Below are 16295 nucleotides of genomic sequence, written 5' to 3' on the forward strand. Positions count from 1 at the left end.
TTTATAGCTTGCCAATGACATCTTCCAGTTCCTCTTTCGTCACACCGCCTGTCTTGCGGTAAGCAACCTTGCCCTCCTTGTCCACGACGACAGTCGTCGGGATCGCGCGTACGCCATAGAGTGTCGCCGCCGTGCCCTTCGTGTCGAGCACGACGGGCAGATCTGCCTTGCGCTCCTGCATGAATTTCTGCACGGGCGCAGCATCCTCCTGCAAGTTGACAGCGTAGAAGTCCACCGCATCCTTGTGCGCCGCATGGAACGCCGCGAGGTCGGGGATCTCCGCCTGACAGGGGGGGCACCACGTCGCCCAGAAGTTGATGATGTAGGGCTTGCCCTTCGCCTCGACGGCGACATCCTCGCCCGCGAGGTTCTTGAGCGTGAACGTCGGCGCAGCCTCACCGCGCTGCCCCGAGCCTTTGCTCTGTTCGGCGGACGGCTGCGCCTTTGCCGTCGTTCCCTGATCCGCGCTGTTGCTCGTGCCGCAGCCCGCAATCATGCTGACTGTAAACACCGCCGCAAACAGTGCCGTATATCTTTTCTTCATCATTTTTCCTTTCTGAATCATCAAAACGCAAAATTACCCAGTTCGTACTGCGTCACGGCAAGAGCCGCAAGTGCCGCCGTCTCCGCGCGCAGAATCAATCGTCCAAGCGAAACGGACTGCGCCCCCGCCACTTGGATTGCCGCTGCCTCGGTGGGGGAAAATCCCCCCTCCGCACCAACGATGAGAACGATGCGCCGCGCGTCGACGGAGCGCAGCACCGTGCGCATGGACTGCGTGTGTTCCGCTTCGTAGCAGAATACAACTGCCGTATCGGGTGTGTCAAAAAGTGCCGCATCCTGCAAGAGCGCAAAGAGCGGCGCAATCGCCGCAACGCGCATCAATGCACTGCGCCCACATTGCTTTGCCGCCTCGTCCGCAATCTTCTGCCAGCGCACAGACTTCGCCGCTGCCTTTTTCGCATCGTAGCGCACGACGACGTGCTCCGTCTCGATCGGATAGAGTGCGGATGCACCAAGCTCAACCGCCTTTTGCACGACAAAGTCCATCTTCTCGCCCTTGAGAAGTGCCTGCACGAGAATGACCTCCGTGGATGCAGACACTTCGGGTGCCATATACTCCACCAGATGAAGGCGCACAGCATCGCGGTCAATCCCGCTGACACGCATGCGGGCAGTCCGCCCGTCACCATCTGCAACGACGACCTCGTCTCCGAGCTGCGCACGCATAACACGCGCGAGATGGTGTGCATCACCGTCCGTGATCTCGATCTCCTCCGCGAACTCCCCCGCATAAAACAAGCGTCGCATCAGAGCTTCAACTCCGAGCTGCGGCGGATAATCATCGCCGCCCATTCCTTTTCACAGGTCATATCGAGCACGGTATAGCCATGCTCCGTCGCTGCGCGTTCAACATCCACAATGCGGTCGTCGATGATGCCCGAGGCGAGCAGAATCCCGCCCGGCGCGAGATGGCGATCGAGTTGGTCAAAGAGGCGGATGATGATATCGGCGATGATGTTCGCCGTGATGAGCTCCGCCGGCTCTGTGCCCGCGCAGATGGAGAGCAGGTCGCTCTCGAACACGGCGACGTTCGTAACATTGTTTGCGCGGATATTTTCCTCTGCAACGGAGACCGCCACGGGATCGTAGTCCATTGCAATGACCTCGCCCGCGCCGAGCTTCGATGCGGCAATCGCGAGGATGCCCGAGCCACAGCCCACATCGTAGACGCGCATCTGCGGGCACACGATGTGTTCCAGCCATCGCAGACACATCGCCGTCGTCGCGTGTGCGCCTGTACCAAACGCTGCGCCGGGGTCGAGGTCGATGACGATCTCATCTCCCTGCGGCGTGTACTCCTCCCACGTCGGGCGCACAACAATGCGTCGCCCGATCTTCTCCGTGTGGATGTAGGCTTTCCATGTCTCCGCCCAGTCCTCATCGGCAACAAACGTGTGCGAGATCGTCCCCGCACCGATGGGCGCATCCACACCGCGCAGATTCTCCACACGCTCCGCGAGCGTCAGGAGACTGCCCTCCAGACGCGCGTCCTCGGGCAGGTAGGCACGCACGGTGACCGTGTCCGTGTCCTCGGCACGCGGCAGATCGGTGTAGTCCCAAAGCCCCGCATCGATGTACTCGTTCACGAGCGACGGATCGTCGATCTCCGTCCCTGCCGCGCCGAGCTCCATCAGGATATTCCCTATGAGATCCGCGCCCTCGTGCGTCGTGACAACGCTCACCTGTGCCCAGCGCATTCCATCGCCCCCTATAACTTCTTCCAAATTTTTCTCCATCGATGAGATTCATTATACAGGAAGAAGATTGGAAATGCGATATTTTTTTGCCAAAGAGGATAAAAAGCCGTCGCAAGAATATGCGGCGGCCTTCTCTCTATGCGGATTTCTCAGAACTCCGTCTGCCAGAGCCCATGCAGGTTGCAGAACTCGATGACCTTCACCGGCGCATCGCCGTCCGCGAGACGGAACGTCGCCTCGGGTGCATCCGTCGCTGTGAGGTTGACGCGCTGAACGCCCTTCTTTGTCACAAGGATGATGTAGGCGATGAGATGCTCCTCGGTCATCGGATGCGTGACCGAGCCGACCGTGACATGCACCTCGTTCTTCGCGGCATCGTACGTCGCCACGGGAACGTGCTTCTCCTTCGCCGCATCGACCGAGTTCGGATCGATCGCCTTCAGCGGCGTACCGCAGCACGCGAGATCCAGAGCCTCATCACCGTAAACCTCGACCACATGGCTCTTGCCTGCAAGATAAAATACTGACATAGTTAACCCTCCTATTGCGGAAGCATTTGCTTCCTATCGTAAATACACAGCAAAGTAAATGATAGAAACATTGTGGAGTGTGAAAGATGCCATAGACCGTATCTATTTTCTCTTTCACGAATAATAATTCTCCACAAAATAAAATTCTCCTTCTTTTCTCCCAAAAAATTTTCGAGAAAAATTTTATTTTCTATCCTCCGTATTCGTATCAATAAAATCCTGCACAAGATAGCGCGGACGACGTTTGACCTCAAGGTAGATCTTCGCAACGTACTCACCGATGACACCGATCGAAAGCAGGATCAGTCCGCCGAGAAACCAGAGCGAGACGACGAGACTCGTCCAGCCGACAATCGTCTCGCCGATGAAGTGGCGCACAATCGACCAAATGAGCATCAGGCCGCTGATGAACGAGATGAACATCCCCATCTGCGAGATCAGACGAATTGGACGCGCCGAGAGCGAGGTCACACCCTCCCACGCAAACGCAGCCATGCGCCGCCACGGATATTTGGAGTCACCTGCGAGACGCTGTCTGCGCGTGTAGTAAACAATATCATGCCTGAGCCCGATCATGGGCACGATTCCGCGCAGGAAGAGGTTGACCTCGGCGTACTCCGCAAGTGCCGTGAGTGCGCGCCGATCCATCAGACGAAAATCTGCATGGTTGAACACGATGTCCGCGCCAAGCGCACGCATGACACGATAGAAACTCTCCGCCGTAAAACGCTTGAGAAAGGTATCCGACGCACGGTTTTCGCGCACACCGTAGACGATGTTCGCGCCTGCCGCATGCTTTTCGAGCATCGCATCGATCGCGTCGATATCGTCCTGCAAATCTGCATCCATGCTAATCGTCACATCTGCATACGGAAGAACGGTCATCAGTCCTGCGAGCAGGGCGTTCTGATGGCCCTCGTTATGCGCGAGGTTGATGCCCGAAAAGAGCGAACTGCGCTCTGTGCACGCCGCGATCAGCTCCCATGTGCGGTCGCGGCTGCCGTCATTGACAAAGGCGATGCGGCTCTGTGGGCTCACCTTTTCTGCCGCAATCAGCGCGGTCAGTTTCTGTCCAAGCTTCTCCGCCGTATCGTCCAGTACTTCCTGTTCGTTGTAGCAGGGCACAACGAGATAGAGTACAGGTGCCGTCATTCCACATCATCCTTAAAGATACAGAGACCATCCTTCTCCTCGACAAGCTGCCAGTGCTCCGCACCGAGCTCCTTCTTCATCTTCTGATACATGAAGTCACGCATGATGATGTACTTTGGACGTTCATCTGCACGCAGAGCAGCAAGAGACTCAGCATGGTTTGTGTCCGCCTCGATGCCGGGGATGTCCGTGTAGAGCATCACACCCGGACGCAGCTGTTTGTCGATGTAGAGCGCACGCCCTTCCGCCTCTGCCGCCGCATGATAGTTTGCAGCGTAGTGGAGTGCAAGCTGCTTGACGCTGAAATGCCCCTCGATTGCGGGCATCATAAAGCCGAATGCGATCACCATGGTGACGACACCCGCGCCAACGTGCAGCCATGCCGCACGCATGAGGTCATGGGACGCTGTGATACAGTAGACGATTGCCGCACCGAGGAGAAGCGTGATCGTACCGAGCCAGAGACCGCCCTCGGCGAGCGGCGCGAGGCTGTCCCCACTCATGAGCCAGCCCAACCCCAAAACGAGGAACATGAGTGCACTGCCGCCTGCCCACGCGAAATGGGTCTGCCGCCAATCCTCAAGCATCCGCGCGAGATTCCACCCGATGATCGTCGCGAGCGCAGGGGTCAGGAGCAGCATATAGGAGACCTGCTTCGTCTGCGCGATGGAGAAAAATACAAATACGAAGATCCACCACACCTGAAAGAAGGCGAGCTGTTGTGCCTCCTCACCAAAGCTGTGGCGAAACGCATTTTTCACCGACTGGATGAGCAGCCCTGTCCACGGGAAGAAGCCGAGGAGCACGACGGGCAGGTAGAACCACCAATGTGCACGCACGGGATGGAGCGGTGCGGTGAAGCGGCTGACGTTGTGGAAGCCGATGAACTCGTAGATAAATGCCATGCCGTGCATCTCATACATATAGAGATACCACGGCAGACCGACGACAACGACGAGCAGGAGACCGCGCAGGACATGCATACGAAAGAGCCGCTCCAACTGGCGTGTCGCAAGCAAATAGAAAAAGACAATCCCTGCCGGGAAAACCACGCCAATCGGTCCCTTGGTCATCACCGCAAGCCCGCACGCAAGATACATCAGCCAGTACTGGCGATGGATAAAGGAGAAGAGCGCCGCTGTCATAAAGAAGAGCAGCGTACTGTCGGTCACGGATGCCTTTCCCATATACATGAGGATGATGCTCGTCCCCATGACCAGCCCCGACCAGAAGCCCGTCCGCGCACCGAAGAGACGTGCTGACGCAAGCGCCGTCATGAGGATCGAGCCGATCGCCATGAGTGCGGCGGGCAGCCGTGCCGCGATCTCGCTGAATCCGCCGAACAGCTTCAGTGATGCCACAACCAGCCAGTAGAAGATCGGCGGCTTATCATACCAGAACTCGTTGTAGATGCGCGGCGAAAGATAGTCGCCAAAGTGGATCATCTCCTTCGCTGTCTCCGCATAGACGGGCTCATCGGGATCGAGCAGCGCCGTCCCGCCGATGCCGAACAGGATCTGAAAGGATATGATAACGAGCAGGACGAGATAGACCGGCCATGCAAGATTTTTTTCGTCATTCACGCAGATATACACCTCACATATTTGAGGAAGCACTGATAAATTCAGCCGCGCCGTCTTAGCACATCTTTTTCGCCCTGTCTTTGTCGGCAAATCCTCCACATAGCTTTGGCTATGCGTCCGGTTTGTCTCCTTGATCGAACAAAAAATCTGTACCAATCTGACGGACTTCATTTTATCAGCGATTCCTTGAAATCATCTGCATTGTACCATATAAAAAATTTTTTACAATCGAACACGAGTACACCGTCATTTGTTTGGCAATGACAGACACAAAAAAGGGAGCCGCCGCTGCTGCGGCAGTCCCCATAAAATAGGCACTCAATGGATTTCGATGGCAGCTCCTGCCTTGATATCATCCTTTGTGAGCGGCACATCTCCCTGGAGCATGATGCAGCCGGGACGCTCCGCCGCAGTGCCGCCCTTGAACGAGAGCGTACAATGCCCGAGCGACCTCAGCGTATGAAGGGCCTCATCTCCGATCGCCGTGATCGTAAATTGCTTGTCGCAAACGATCACCGTATCACCGACGGCAGGATCTTCGCTGTACTTCGTCGATGTATGGAGCACAGAAAACTCCACCAACTCCTCCGGCGCATCATCGTTGAAAATAATGATAAAATTCGCGTTCGGATCGTCGAGGAAAAGAAGGGCCTCATCGCCCCAACGTGTGATCTTACAGTGGAATTTCATGCTGCATCCTCCCGTCTCACGGAAATCCTAATAGCTCTCTGGATATATCATACTATATCCCCATGATTTAGTAAAGAGCAAAGGAGGCGTGTGTTATCATAAAGAAAACAGCCCATCCTCTTGGATGAGCTGCACACGTAGTGATATCTCTATAAACGGATTTGATTCAGTAAACTTCGATCGTCGTGCCCGCCTTGATATCATCCTTCGTCAGCGGTTCGTCGCCCTGCAGCATGATGCAGCCCGGACGCTCCGCTGCATCACCGCCCTTGAACGAAAGGGTGCAGTGGCCAAGCTCCTTCAGCGTATGAAGAGCTTCGTCTCCAATCGCCGTGATGGTAAACACCTTGTCGCAGACGGCCATCGTGTCACCGACGGCGGGATCTGCATTGTAGTTTGCCGGCGCATGGAGCACGGAGAACGACGCCAGCTCCGCAGGCGCATTGTCGTTGAAGATAATAATGAAGTTCGTGTCCGGATTGTCGAGGAAGAGAAGAGCCTCATCGCCCCAGCCCGTGATTTCGCAATAGTATTTCATGCTGCATCCTCCTGCTGTATCGAATGTTCCGCTTCTGCCAATCTCAGCCGCGCGTCTTGCCGCCCGCGACGTTGTAGGTGACGCCGTGGATGTAGGAGGCACGCTCGGAGGCGAGGTAGACAACAAGGTCGGCGACCTCGGCGAGCTTGCCGCTGCGTCCGAGCGGTGTAGTCTTCGTGCTCGCATAGCCCTTGCGCAGATCATCAACCGTGATGCCGCGCGTATAGGCGAGTGCTTCCTCATAGGCGAGGGTACGCAGCCCCGTCGCTTCAAGAATGCCGGGTGCAACGCCGATGACGCGCACGCCGTACTTTCCGAACTCCTTTGCCCACGAACGCGTAAAGGAGTTGACGGCGTTCTTTGTCGCGGCGTAGATGCTCTGTCCCTCAGAGCCCTCGATGCCGCTCTCGGAGCTCATGTTGATGAGTACGCCGTGTCCCTGTGCGACGAGCTCGCGCCCGACTGCCTGTGCACAGAGGTAGACCCCCTTCAGGTTGACCGCCGTGACCTTCTCGAATACGCTGTCGTCCAGTTCGTACTTCCCGTGCGGGTCGTTCGGGTCGACGAGAAGGCGCGGGATATTGATGCCGGCATTGTTGACGAGGATGTCGATGCTGCCAAACCTCTTCTTTGCCTTCTCCACCATTGCCTCGACGCTCGCACGCTTCGTCACATCGGTGACAACGTAGAGAACCTTACCACGTGTTTCGTCAAATTCGGGAGGCTCAGGGTTCATATCACAGACGACGACGTTCGCGCCCTGCGCCAAAAAGCCCTCCACGACCGCCTTGCCGATGCCTGACGCACCGCCCGTGACGATTGCCGTTTTTCCTTCCAGATGCAACCAGCTCATAATCTATTCTCCTTCTGCACGATTTTCCAGCGAAACAGCTCAGTTCTCATAAAGTCCGGCACTTGCGACCCACGCGATGATGACGGCGAGAGGGCCGGTCATAAAGCGCGAATACAGGACGGCGGGCACGCCGATCTCGACGGTCTTTGCATCCGCCTCAGCGAGGCCGAGACCGACAGGGATGAAGTCGCAGGCGCACTGCACGTTGATCGCAAAGACTGCGGGGAGCGCGAGGTTCGGCGGGATGTGTCCGAGTCCGATCTCAACGCCGATGAGCACGCCGACGACCTGTGCGATGACCGCCCCAGGTCCAAGGAACGGGGAAAGGAGCGGGAACGAGCAGATCAGTGCGAGGATGACAAGCCCGATCGGGGATGCCGCGAGCGGCGAGACAAAATGCGCCACGAAGTCGCCGAAGCCCGAGCCGAGAATGACACCGATCAGCATGGAAACAAATGCCATAAACGGCAGAATCGTTGTAATCAGTGTATTGATGGATTCGCGTCCCGCCTGATAGAATGTCGCGACAATGCCGCCCATCATCTGTCCGACCTTTGCCATGAGGCTGCCGGACTGCTCCGTGATCTTCTTCGAGGTGTCGTACTTCGGCTTTGCTTCCTCCGTCTGCGCCGCTGCGGGAGCTGCTGCAGGCGCAGCCGTGCCGTCGCTGAATGCGATATTTGCAGGCTTGACCGCCGAGACGTAGATGTCCGGCTTGATGTACTGCGCGAGCGGCCCCGAGGCACCCGTCTGCTTGATGTTGATGGTGAAGATGCGCTTCTGCGGGTAGATGCCGCAGCGCAGCGTACCGCCGCAGTCAATGACCGCTGCGAGAATCTCATCCTCGAGGACGCTGGTCTTGAAGCCGTCCACGACCTCCGCACCCGTCATCTCCCCAAGACGCACGGCAACATCCGAGATCACACCGCCCGTAATGTTGACGATCTTGTTCCGCTTCTCATCCGGCGTAAGGGTAAGAGGCCCGCCAAAACCGCCCGAGCCTGCCGATACGATGACGCTCTTGTATGCACTCATGATATGTTCTCCTCTCCGATTGCCTTAGCTTTTGAGCACTGCCGGTTCTTTGCTGAGCTGCACGCCCTGCTGACGCTGCACGTATGCCGTCGTAAAGTCCGTGAGCCAGCCGCGCAGAAAGTTAACGATAAGACCGACGAGCAGATAGCGCAGTGCGAGATCCGTGTACGGCAGTCCGAGAGTCGTGATACCGTTCGCAACACCGAGAAAGACGAACATTTCGCCGGGATTGACATGCGGGAACATGCCGTTCATCGTGTGGCATGCGGAGGATGCCGCCGCATAGTAGGAAGGTTTGTAGTACTCGGGCAGGAATTTGCCGAGCGAGAGTGCCATCGGGTTGCAGAGGAAGAATACACCGATGAACGGGAGGACAACGTAGCGCGAGATCGGGTTTCCCGCACAGAGATGGGCGAACTTCTCGACGCGCTCGTTGCCGACGAAGAACACAATTGCATTCATCGCGACGAGCAGGCAGACGAGGGTCGGGATGATGCCCGAAACCCAGCCGATGAGGGTTTCGCCGCCCTTGTTGAACATGCCGATAAAGCCCTCGGCAAACAGAATCAAGGTATCCATGAATGTGTCTCCTTTCCTGTGGAAACGAAATCAAATCAGAGTTATGCGTGACTGGCAAGGGTCTCCCCCTGCTCCTGATAGATGATATACTCTTCGCGTGCACCGAGTACGGCGCGACGCGTCTGACGGTCATAGGAGACGACATCCGCCTCCGTGAGATCGAGCAGATTTCTGCCCGTGAAATCATCAAAGGAACGAAAGCCCGCAAACACGGTGACGCCCTTCATAATCTCGCCGCGTACAATGTTACATGCGGGGTCGATGACGAAAAGAACGATTGCCCCTGCGACAAAACGGCCCTTTGCCTTGCCGATGGCGACACGCCCCTCGCGGCGCATCTCCTTCACATGTGCCGCAAAGCGACGGAACTGCAGGATGCTCAAGACAAGTTGGAGCACCCACATGAGTACGGCAATCAGAGCAAGCCAGAGCATCGTGATCGTTCCTTTCATTCATTCAAAAGAATCTTTGCAGTCTCCTCATCCGTGATGAGGACGTTGATAAAATGTCCGCGCAGTGCCCCGAGGATCGCAGGCACCTTCTCGCGCGATGCTGCCATGCCGATGCTGTAGTCGAGCGCACGGAGGCGTTCAAGCTCAACGGCGATGATGCGGTCATGGAACTCCGTGGTAACGGGTTTTCCTTGGATATCGTAGAACATCGAGCAGATCTCACCGACCACACGCTCCCGCAGCAGACTCTCAATCGCCTCTCTGCCGAAGCTGCCCATCCAGACGAGATTCGAGGACTTCACGGGTGCGCCGATACCGACAATGCCGATGTCGAGCTGCTCCCAGAAATTCGTGATCTGCTCAAAGTTCACATCCTGACGAATCGCCGCTGCAATCTCCGCTGTGCGTGCAATCGCCGGTGCGTAGATGTAGTGACTGCGTCCGCCGAACGCATTTGCTAGCTCGTAGCAGAGCGTATTCACATGGAGTTCGCTGTCAACGCTCTCAGGACCACCGTCGAGTGGAACAAAGTCCGCGTCGACCGGGTGCAGCCGCTCCGCCGCCGCATAGCGCGTCAGCTCACGAATGCTCGTCCCCCATGCAAGGCCGATGGTCTGCCCGTCGGTCACAATGCGCCGCAGGAGACTCAGCCCCGCCTGTGCCATACGCCGCTTGACCTGCTCAAGGTCGATGCTGTGCGCGACGACATATGCCTCACGGAGACCGAAGCGACGCTCGAGTGCGCTTTCCAGTTCCTCGTTGCTGTCCGTCTCAACCATGATGCGGACAATGCCCGCTGCAAGTGCCCGCTTGAGATACTTGCTCACCGTCGTGCGATCAACGCCGAGTCGTGCGGCGATTTCCCCCTGCTTCAAACCATCCGTATAGTAGAGGTTTGCCGCCTTGATAAGGATTCGTTTATCCACGGCCTGCATATTGTTTTCCTCCTCGGAGAATACATCTTCACATTTGTGAAGGTTTCGCGCGTTTGTCATCCTGACATCTTGAATATAACGTGAAGGGCAAAAAATGACAAGAAAAAACACCGTGAAAACCACGTTTCACGGCGTTTTTTTGCTATTTTCAATTTTTATTGTCACGTTTGTGAAATATATTTCTCATATGTGACGTTCTTCGGGTCAGAGTTTCTTTCTTCTTTGTGCCCCTTATCAATTTTCACACTTACTTCAGAGCATAGCCGTTGTTATACATCTTGTCCTGCTCTTTGCGCACCTGATAGAGCTGGGTCGTGGTATCGAGGTCGACCATGTCGAGGGTGAGAAGTGTGCCCTTCTTGACGTCACACTTCATGCGTGCGTTCTTGTTGACGAGGGGGTAGACGACGTAGCTATTTCGGTACGTCTCCTCTGCGGTTGCAATCGAAGCGTAGGTGGTGTAGCCGCCGATGCCATCGAGGCTCTCGCCCGCCCTGAGGTCGCGCTTTGCAACGGTGATGCACTCGCTCACGGGGCCGTCCAATGGGATGATGGTCGGCTCACCGTCGATGACGATCTTCGCCACGCTGAGCGGCGTCTCAAGGTTGCAGAGATGATAGGGGCGGTAGAGTGTCCAGAGGGGACCGTGCCCCATCTGGAGATAGTCCATCACATACGCAGCATCCTCATTCGGACTTGCGACGGTGATAAAGACCCCCGGCGCAATGCCGTTGACATACTCTACAACGCCGTGGCGGTTCAGAATACCTCCATCCTCCTTGAGACGGAATGCTGCGTTGAGGTCGGCACAGCTATTCGCCGACGATCCGCTGACACCGTGTCCGCCGATCACGTCGGGGACAAATCCCGTGGCATTCGACATCGCCGTCATCTCGACCATGGTCTTTGTACCGTCCTTGAAGGAAGTGAGCATGCGTGGGTTCATCTTGCGGCGCGTCGCTTCCTCGTACACGGTGTCGGGGTTGCAGTCATAGTCGATCTTGTTGTTCTTGCCCTTGCCGATGACCCTGACATCGAGCCCGATTGCGCGTGCGAAGGAGTAGAGCTCCATGACCGCGCCCGGCTCGTCGCCCGCAGAGCCCGTGTAGATCACACCGTTCTTGTCGCCGAGCTTCTTGAGGTAGCTGCCGATGACCACATCCGTCTCGACATCCATCATAACGACGTGCTTCTTGTTGTTCATCGCGTCGATTGCAATCTTCACACCGACTTCGGGCACGCCCGTCACGTCAATGGCGACCTCGACGAGGTTCGCGTGCGAGATAAACGCGTCGTTCTCCGTCGCGACGTATTTGCCCTGCTCCATAAAATGGTTTGCCTCTTCGAGCGTCTTTGCAACGGCGATATCCTCGTCACTGATGCCCGCACTATGGAATGCTTTTATCACCTTTTCAAGGGTATGATCTGCAACAATGGCGGGCATGATGCCCTTCATGAGGGCCATCTGCGCAACCAGACCGCGCCCCATCTGCCCCACGCCCACAATGCCCGTGCGGATGATCTTGCCCTCTTCCTCGCGCTTTGCAAGCTTTTTGTGCATATTCAGCATACGAAACTCCTTCCGCCCGCCCTTTGGCGAAACATTCTTTTCAGTTCTTGTCTTATCTAGTATAGCACCGCATTTCCATTCGTACAATATCGCTTCCACTGAATTTATCAGTGCTTTCGTAACAAAAATGGGTACGTTTCCAACGATTCGGAAACGTACCCCTTCGTATCGATTCTTTTGTCCGATGTGCAGACGATTACATCATGCCGCCCATACCGCCCATGCCAGGCGCACCTGCCGGCATCGGAGCCTCCGGCTCCGGCTTGTCGGTGACAAGCGTCTCGGTGGTGAGCACCATTGCCGCGATCGATGCCGCATTCTGCAGAGCGGAACGCGTGACCTTCGCAGGATCAACGATGCCCGCGCCGATCATGTCGACATAGGTGTTCTCGAGCGCGTTGAAGCCAACACCGTCGCCCGCCTTCTTGACGCTGTCGACCACGACAGAGCCCTCAAGGCCCGCATTCTCCGCGATCTGACGCACAGGAGCCTCGATCGCACGCTTGACAATCTCAACGCCGACCTTCACATCACCCTCTGCCTTGATCTTGTCAAGGGCCGGGAGGATGTCGATGAACGTCGTGCCGCCGCCGGCGACAATGCCCTCTTCGACCGCTGCACGCGTTGCGTTGAGCGCATCCTCGACGCGATACTTCTTGTCCTTCATCTCGACTTCCGTCGCTGCGCCGATCTCGACAACCGCCACGCCGCCGGAGAGCTTTGCAAGACGCTCCTGCAGCTTCTCACGATCGAAGTCGGACGTTGTGTCTGCGATCTGCTTCTTGAGCTGGTCGACACGCGCCGCAATCTGCGCCTTGTCGCCCGCACCGTCCACGATCGTCGTCTCCTCCTTCGTGGAACGCACCTGACGTGCACGGCCGAGATCCTCGAGCGTCACGCTGTCGAGCTTGCGGCCGATCTCCTCGCTGATGACCGTGCCGCCTGTGAGGATTGCGATGTCCTCGAGCATTGCCTTGCGGCGGTCGCCGAAGCCCGGAGCCTTGACGGCAAGTGCCTTGAACGTGCCGCGCAGCTTGTTGACAACAATCGTTGCAAGTGCCTCACCGTCGAGATCCTCGGCGATGATGACGATCTGCTTGCCCTGCTTGACAACCTGCTCAAGGACGGGCAGGATGTCCGCAACGGACGAGATCTTGCGGTCGGTGATGAGCACGTACGGATCATCCATGACGGCTTCCATCTTCTCCGTGTCCGTCACCATGTACGGCGAGATGTAGCCGCGGTCGAACTGCATACCCTCGACGACCGAGAGGTTCGTGTCCATCGACTTGGACTCCTCGACCGTGATGACGCCATCCTTGCCGACCTTCTCCATCGCCTCTGCGATGAGATCGCCGACCTCTGCGTCGCCGGAGGAGATTGCCGCAACCTGTGCGATCTTCGCCTTCGTCTCGACCTTCTGCGCCTTGCTCTTGATCTCCTCGACGAGCGTCTTGACCGCCGTCTCGATGCCCTTCTTGACGATCATCGGGTTTGCGCCCGCAACGACGTTGCGCATCCCCTCCTGAATCATCGCCTGTGCGAGAAGCGTTGCCGTCGTCGTGCCGTCGCCCGCGATGTCGTTCGTCTTCGTCGCAACTTCCTTCACGAGCTGTGCGCCCATGTTCTCGAACGGATCCTCAAGCTCGATATCGCGTGCAATCGTTACGCCGTCATTCGTGATCGTCGGTGCGCCGTATTTCTTATCCAGAACGACGTTGCGCCCCTTGGGACCAAGCGTGACCTTGACCGCATTTGCCAGTGCATCCACACCGCGTCCGAGTGCGCGGCGAGCCTCTTCGTCAAACAGAATCTGCTTTGCCATTTATATTGCCTCCACGTTATCTATTACAGGATTGCCAGAATATCGCTCTCACGAACGATGAGGTAGTCCTTGTCATCGACCTTGATCTCAGAGCCCGAGTACTTCGAGAAGACAACGCCGTCGCCGACCTTGACCTCCATCGCAGCGCGCTCGCCGTTATCGAGCAGCTTTCCTGTGCCAACGGCAACGACCTTGCCCTTCTGCGGCTTTTCCTTCGCCGTGTCGGGGAGCACAATGCCGCTCGCCGTCGTGACATCGCTCTCCGCGACTTCAATGACAACACGTTCGCCCAGTGGCTTAATCATGGTATCTGCCTCCTAGTTTCATACAAATCTTTTCATTGTGTTAGCACTCTCATTTGCTGAGTGCTAACTTACGATGTCTATACTAATCGTTTTAAGTCAAAAAGTCAATAGGTATTTTGTAAAAAAGTCAAAAAAACAACAAAGAGCCATAAACGGCTCTTTGCACAATGTGTAAAATTATGTGTATAGGAGCGATGCCACTAAGCGAACCCTAGTGGAACAAACGAGAAAAGTGTGCGGTATGCCCAGCAGCGTTACTCCTTAAATGCCGCTACGAGGTTTTTGAGTCGTGCCGTCCCTTCCTTGAAGGTCCGGACCTTCGCGAGGATGTTCTCGTACTCCGCCGCCATGCCGACGACCTTCTCAGCGATGCGCGTGTTGCCCTCCGCGCCCTCGTGGGTCGCGTTGCGTATGCCCTCCATCGCCGCATTCATCTCGCTGATGGAGCCAAGCAGTTCCTGTGACCGCGTCGTTGTCGCCTCTGCGGTTTTGCGGAAGAACTCCGCATCCGCCTTGTACTGCACCGCCGTCTTGTCCATCAGGTCATAGTCGCCGCGAATGTTTTCATCGATGAAGGTGAGCAGCCTATGCGTACCGTCAGAGAGTGCCTGCACCGAGCCCGTAACCTGCCCCGTGAGCCCCTTGATCTTCTCTGCCGTTCCGCGCGACTGCTCGGCGAGCTTTCCGACCTCACCCGCGACCACGGCAAAGCCGCGCCCCTGCTCACCTGCACGCGCTGCTTCGATGCTCGCGTTCAGCGCGAGGAGGTTCGTCTGTTCGGCGATCTCCGAGATCTCCAGCGTAAGCTGTCCGATCTGATCGACCACCTTCGCGGATTCGATGGCCTCTGCGACCGCTGACTTCGTCGAGCCGTAGATCTGACGCGTATTGATACGCGACTGCTCCATCGTCGTCTGGAGATCGGCAGCACGCTGTGCAACCTCGCGCGTATACTCCTCGCTCTCGTGTGCTGCGTCTGATGCCCCCTTGATCCCATCATTCAGCTCACCGCTGAGATGCTGGACACTAGATGTAGAGGCTGCCGTCTCCTCCATGCCTGCGGACATCTCCTCGGTCACGGCAGACATGTCCTGCGTGTCATTGTTGAGCCCGTGCAGCATCTCCTCAAGCTCGGCAACCATCGCATCGGTCTGCTCCGCCTCCTCGTGCACCTGCTTCATAAAGCCCTGCATCTTGCCGAGGGCCTTGACCACCGTACCGATTTCATCCGCACGGTCAGAGAGTTCGCGTGGAATCTCGCGTGAGAGGTCTCCGGACGCGACAGCGCTCAGATGTCCGATGGAGGAGGCGAGCGGATCGGAGATGTTATCTGCAATGCGGCGGGATACAATCATACCAAACCCTACTGCAATGACAATGATGATAATAAAACTGTAAACGGTACGCTCATAGCGCACATTGTTCGCCTCAAAGAGCTGCTTCCCTTGGAACACGTTATCGGGTGTGAGCACCGCCATATTGCTTGAGATGATGGTAAGCGCAGCAAGATTGTCAAAAATCGCAACGCGATCCTCGGGGGTTGTCCCCATATTGTTGACCGCACCGACCTTGTCCGTCGCAACACTCAGATTTTTTTCCAAGTCGGCGATCGTCGCCTGTGCCCGCTCACTCGTGTCAATCTTCTTGAGCTCCTCCATATCGTGACGGATCACCGCCAAATTGCCGAGCACATCGTCGACAAGAATCTTGCGGTTATCCGCTGTGATCCCCTCCTGTAGGATGTACGGCACGTTGACACTGATCTTCCGCAGGCGCGTATTCGCATCATTCAGATACTGCGTTGTCATGAGGTTGTGATGATACATATCGTCAAGCGACTGCTTCGCCTGATAGTTCGAGTAGATACCGACGACGGCGACAACGAGGATGGCTGCCAAGAGGAATACGGACAGGATGAACACCTTTGTCCGCACGGCATAGTCCTTCATTGCCTCCGCAGAGATGAACGGCAAATTCATGGCACTCC

17 protein-coding genes are annotated in these 16295 nt (G+C 56.7%); all 17 read right to left on the reverse strand.

Features of this window, described 5'->3' with window-relative positions; genetic code table 11:
* Nucleotide 1 precedes the first annotated feature (1 nt).
* The 17 genes from HMPREF9334_RS06985 to HMPREF9334_RS07065 all read right to left on the reverse strand — a co-directional run bounded on the left by HMPREF9334_RS06985 (nucleotide 2) and on the right by HMPREF9334_RS07065 (nucleotide 16287).
* Complete coding sequence (locus HMPREF9334_RS06985; protein ID WP_006692777.1) at nucleotides 2–544, reverse strand: TlpA family protein disulfide reductase; 543 nt, start codon at nucleotides 542–544, stop codon at nucleotides 2–4.
* A 20-nt stretch (nucleotides 545–564) separates the two neighbouring features.
* Nucleotides 565–1311, reverse strand: coding sequence for a 16S rRNA (uracil(1498)-N(3))-methyltransferase (locus HMPREF9334_RS06990; RefSeq protein WP_006692778.1), 747 nt, complete (start codon nucleotides 1309–1311; stop codon nucleotides 565–567).
* A complete protein-coding gene (gene prmA, locus HMPREF9334_RS06995) occupies nucleotides 1311–2261 on the reverse strand; it encodes a 50S ribosomal protein L11 methyltransferase (RefSeq protein ID WP_039957407.1) in 951 nt (316 codons plus the stop codon). Before prmA ends, HMPREF9334_RS06990 begins: the two co-directional genes overlap by 1 nt.
* A 149-nt stretch (nucleotides 2262–2410) precedes the next feature.
* Nucleotides 2411–2791 carry a desulfoferrodoxin family protein gene (locus HMPREF9334_RS07000; RefSeq protein WP_006692780.1) on the reverse strand — a complete coding sequence of 127 codons (381 nt, stop codon included), beginning with the start codon at nucleotides 2789–2791 and terminating at the stop codon, nucleotides 2411–2413.
* A 183-nt stretch (nucleotides 2792–2974) separates the two neighbouring features.
* Nucleotides 2975–3943 (reverse strand): glycosyltransferase family 2 protein, encoded by a 969-nt coding sequence (locus tag HMPREF9334_RS07005; RefSeq protein ID WP_006692781.1) that lies wholly within the window; start codon nucleotides 3941–3943, stop codon nucleotides 2975–2977.
* Nucleotides 3940–5526 carry an ArnT family glycosyltransferase gene (locus HMPREF9334_RS07010; protein WP_039957408.1) on the reverse strand — a complete coding sequence of 529 codons (1587 nt, stop codon included), beginning with the start codon at nucleotides 5524–5526 and terminating at the stop codon, nucleotides 3940–3942. Before HMPREF9334_RS07010 ends, HMPREF9334_RS07005 begins: the two co-directional genes overlap by 4 nt.
* A 318-nt stretch (nucleotides 5527–5844) precedes the next feature.
* Nucleotides 5845–6216 carry a PTS glucitol/sorbitol transporter subunit IIA gene (locus tag HMPREF9334_RS07015; RefSeq protein ID WP_006692783.1) on the reverse strand — a complete coding sequence of 124 codons (372 nt, stop codon included), beginning with the start codon at nucleotides 6214–6216 and terminating at the stop codon, nucleotides 5845–5847.
* A 166-nt stretch (nucleotides 6217–6382) separates the two neighbouring features.
* Complete coding sequence (locus HMPREF9334_RS07020; protein ID WP_006692784.1) at nucleotides 6383–6754, reverse strand: PTS glucitol/sorbitol transporter subunit IIA; 372 nt, start codon at nucleotides 6752–6754, stop codon at nucleotides 6383–6385.
* A 43-nt stretch (nucleotides 6755–6797) separates the two neighbouring features.
* A complete protein-coding gene (locus tag HMPREF9334_RS07025; RefSeq protein WP_006692785.1) occupies nucleotides 6798–7607 on the reverse strand; it encodes an SDR family oxidoreductase in 810 nt (269 codons plus the stop codon).
* 39 nt (nucleotides 7608–7646) lie between these two features.
* Nucleotides 7647–8642, reverse strand: a complete 996-nt coding sequence (gene srlE, locus HMPREF9334_RS07030) for a PTS glucitol/sorbitol transporter subunit IIB (RefSeq protein WP_006692786.1) — start codon at nucleotides 8640–8642, stop codon at nucleotides 7647–7649.
* Nucleotides 8643–8666: 24 nt separating this feature from the next.
* Nucleotides 8667–9221, reverse strand: coding sequence for a PTS glucitol/sorbitol transporter subunit IIC (gene srlA, locus HMPREF9334_RS07035; protein ID WP_006692787.1), 555 nt, complete (start codon nucleotides 9219–9221; stop codon nucleotides 8667–8669).
* A 41-nt stretch (nucleotides 9222–9262) separates the two neighbouring features.
* Nucleotides 9263–9655 carry a transcriptional regulator GutM gene (locus HMPREF9334_RS07040; RefSeq protein ID WP_039957459.1) on the reverse strand — a complete coding sequence of 131 codons (393 nt, stop codon included), beginning with the start codon at nucleotides 9653–9655 and terminating at the stop codon, nucleotides 9263–9265.
* Nucleotides 9656–9669: 14 nt separating this feature from the next.
* A complete protein-coding gene (locus tag HMPREF9334_RS07045; RefSeq protein ID WP_006692789.1) occupies nucleotides 9670–10608 on the reverse strand; it encodes a sugar-binding transcriptional regulator in 939 nt (312 codons plus the stop codon).
* Nucleotides 10609–10855: 247 nt separating this feature from the next.
* Nucleotides 10856–12178, reverse strand: coding sequence for an NAD(P)H-dependent oxidoreductase (locus HMPREF9334_RS07050; protein WP_006692790.1), 1323 nt, complete (start codon nucleotides 12176–12178; stop codon nucleotides 10856–10858).
* Between the two features lie 196 nt (nucleotides 12179–12374).
* Nucleotides 12375–14003 carry a chaperonin GroEL gene (groL, locus tag HMPREF9334_RS07055; RefSeq protein ID WP_006692791.1) on the reverse strand — a complete coding sequence of 543 codons (1629 nt, stop codon included), beginning with the start codon at nucleotides 14001–14003 and terminating at the stop codon, nucleotides 12375–12377.
* Between the two features lie 23 nt (nucleotides 14004–14026).
* Nucleotides 14027–14308, reverse strand: coding sequence for a co-chaperone GroES (gene groES / locus HMPREF9334_RS07060; protein ID WP_006692792.1), 282 nt, complete (start codon nucleotides 14306–14308; stop codon nucleotides 14027–14029).
* A 254-nt stretch (nucleotides 14309–14562) separates the two neighbouring features.
* Nucleotides 14563–16287 (reverse strand): methyl-accepting chemotaxis protein, encoded by a 1725-nt coding sequence (locus HMPREF9334_RS07065; RefSeq protein ID WP_006692793.1) that lies wholly within the window; start codon nucleotides 16285–16287, stop codon nucleotides 14563–14565.
* Between the last annotated feature and the right edge of the window lie 8 nt (nucleotides 16288–16295).

The organism is Centipeda infelix ATCC 43532, from assembly GCF_000234095.1.
GTDB classification, from domain to species: Bacteria; Bacillota; Negativicutes; order Selenomonadales; family Selenomonadaceae; genus Centipeda; species Centipeda infelix.

Coding starts and splice junctions, on each gene's coding strand:
- HMPREF9334_RS07015 (WP_006692783.1), bottom strand. CDS start 6,216: ATGAAATTCCACTGTAAGATCACACGTTGGGGCGATGAGGCCCTTCTT.
- HMPREF9334_RS06985 (WP_006692777.1), bottom strand. CDS start 544: ATGAAGAAAAGATATACGGCACTGTTTGCGGCGGTGTTTACAGTCAGC.
- HMPREF9334_RS07065 (WP_006692793.1), bottom strand. CDS start 16,287: ATGAATTTGCCGTTCATCTCTGCGGAGGCAATGAAGGACTATGCCGTG.
- groL (WP_006692791.1), bottom strand. CDS start 14,003: ATGGCAAAGCAGATTCTGTTTGACGAAGAGGCTCGCCGCGCACTCGGA.
- HMPREF9334_RS07040 (WP_039957459.1), bottom strand. CDS start 9,655: ATGCTCTGGCTTGCTCTGATTGCCGTACTCATGTGGGTGCTCCAACTT.
- HMPREF9334_RS07005 (WP_006692781.1), bottom strand. CDS start 3,943: ATGACGGCACCTGTACTCTATCTCGTTGTGCCCTGCTACAACGAACAG.
- srlA (WP_006692787.1), bottom strand. CDS start 9,221: ATGGATACCTTGATTCTGTTTGCCGAGGGCTTTATCGGCATGTTCAAC.
- HMPREF9334_RS07020 (WP_006692784.1), bottom strand. CDS start 6,754: ATGAAATACTATTGCGAAATCACGGGCTGGGGCGATGAGGCTCTTCTC.
- prmA (WP_039957407.1), bottom strand. CDS start 2,261: ATGCGCTGGGCACAGGTGAGCGTTGTCACGACGCACGAGGGCGCGGAT.
- HMPREF9334_RS07045 (WP_006692789.1), bottom strand. CDS start 10,608: ATGCAGGCCGTGGATAAACGAATCCTTATCAAGGCGGCAAACCTCTAC.
- groES (WP_006692792.1), bottom strand. CDS start 14,308: ATGATTAAGCCACTGGGCGAACGTGTTGTCATTGAAGTCGCGGAGAGC.
- HMPREF9334_RS07000 (WP_006692780.1), bottom strand. CDS start 2,791: ATGTCAGTATTTTATCTTGCAGGCAAGAGCCATGTGGTCGAGGTTTAC.
- HMPREF9334_RS07050 (WP_006692790.1), bottom strand. CDS start 12,178: ATGCTGAATATGCACAAAAAGCTTGCAAAGCGCGAGGAAGAGGGCAAG.
- HMPREF9334_RS07025 (WP_006692785.1), bottom strand. CDS start 7,607: ATGAGCTGGTTGCATCTGGAAGGAAAAACGGCAATCGTCACGGGCGGT.
- srlE (WP_006692786.1), bottom strand. CDS start 8,642: ATGAGTGCATACAAGAGCGTCATCGTATCGGCAGGCTCGGGCGGTTTT.
- HMPREF9334_RS06990 (WP_006692778.1), bottom strand. CDS start 1,311: ATGCGACGCTTGTTTTATGCGGGGGAGTTCGCGGAGGAGATCGAGATC.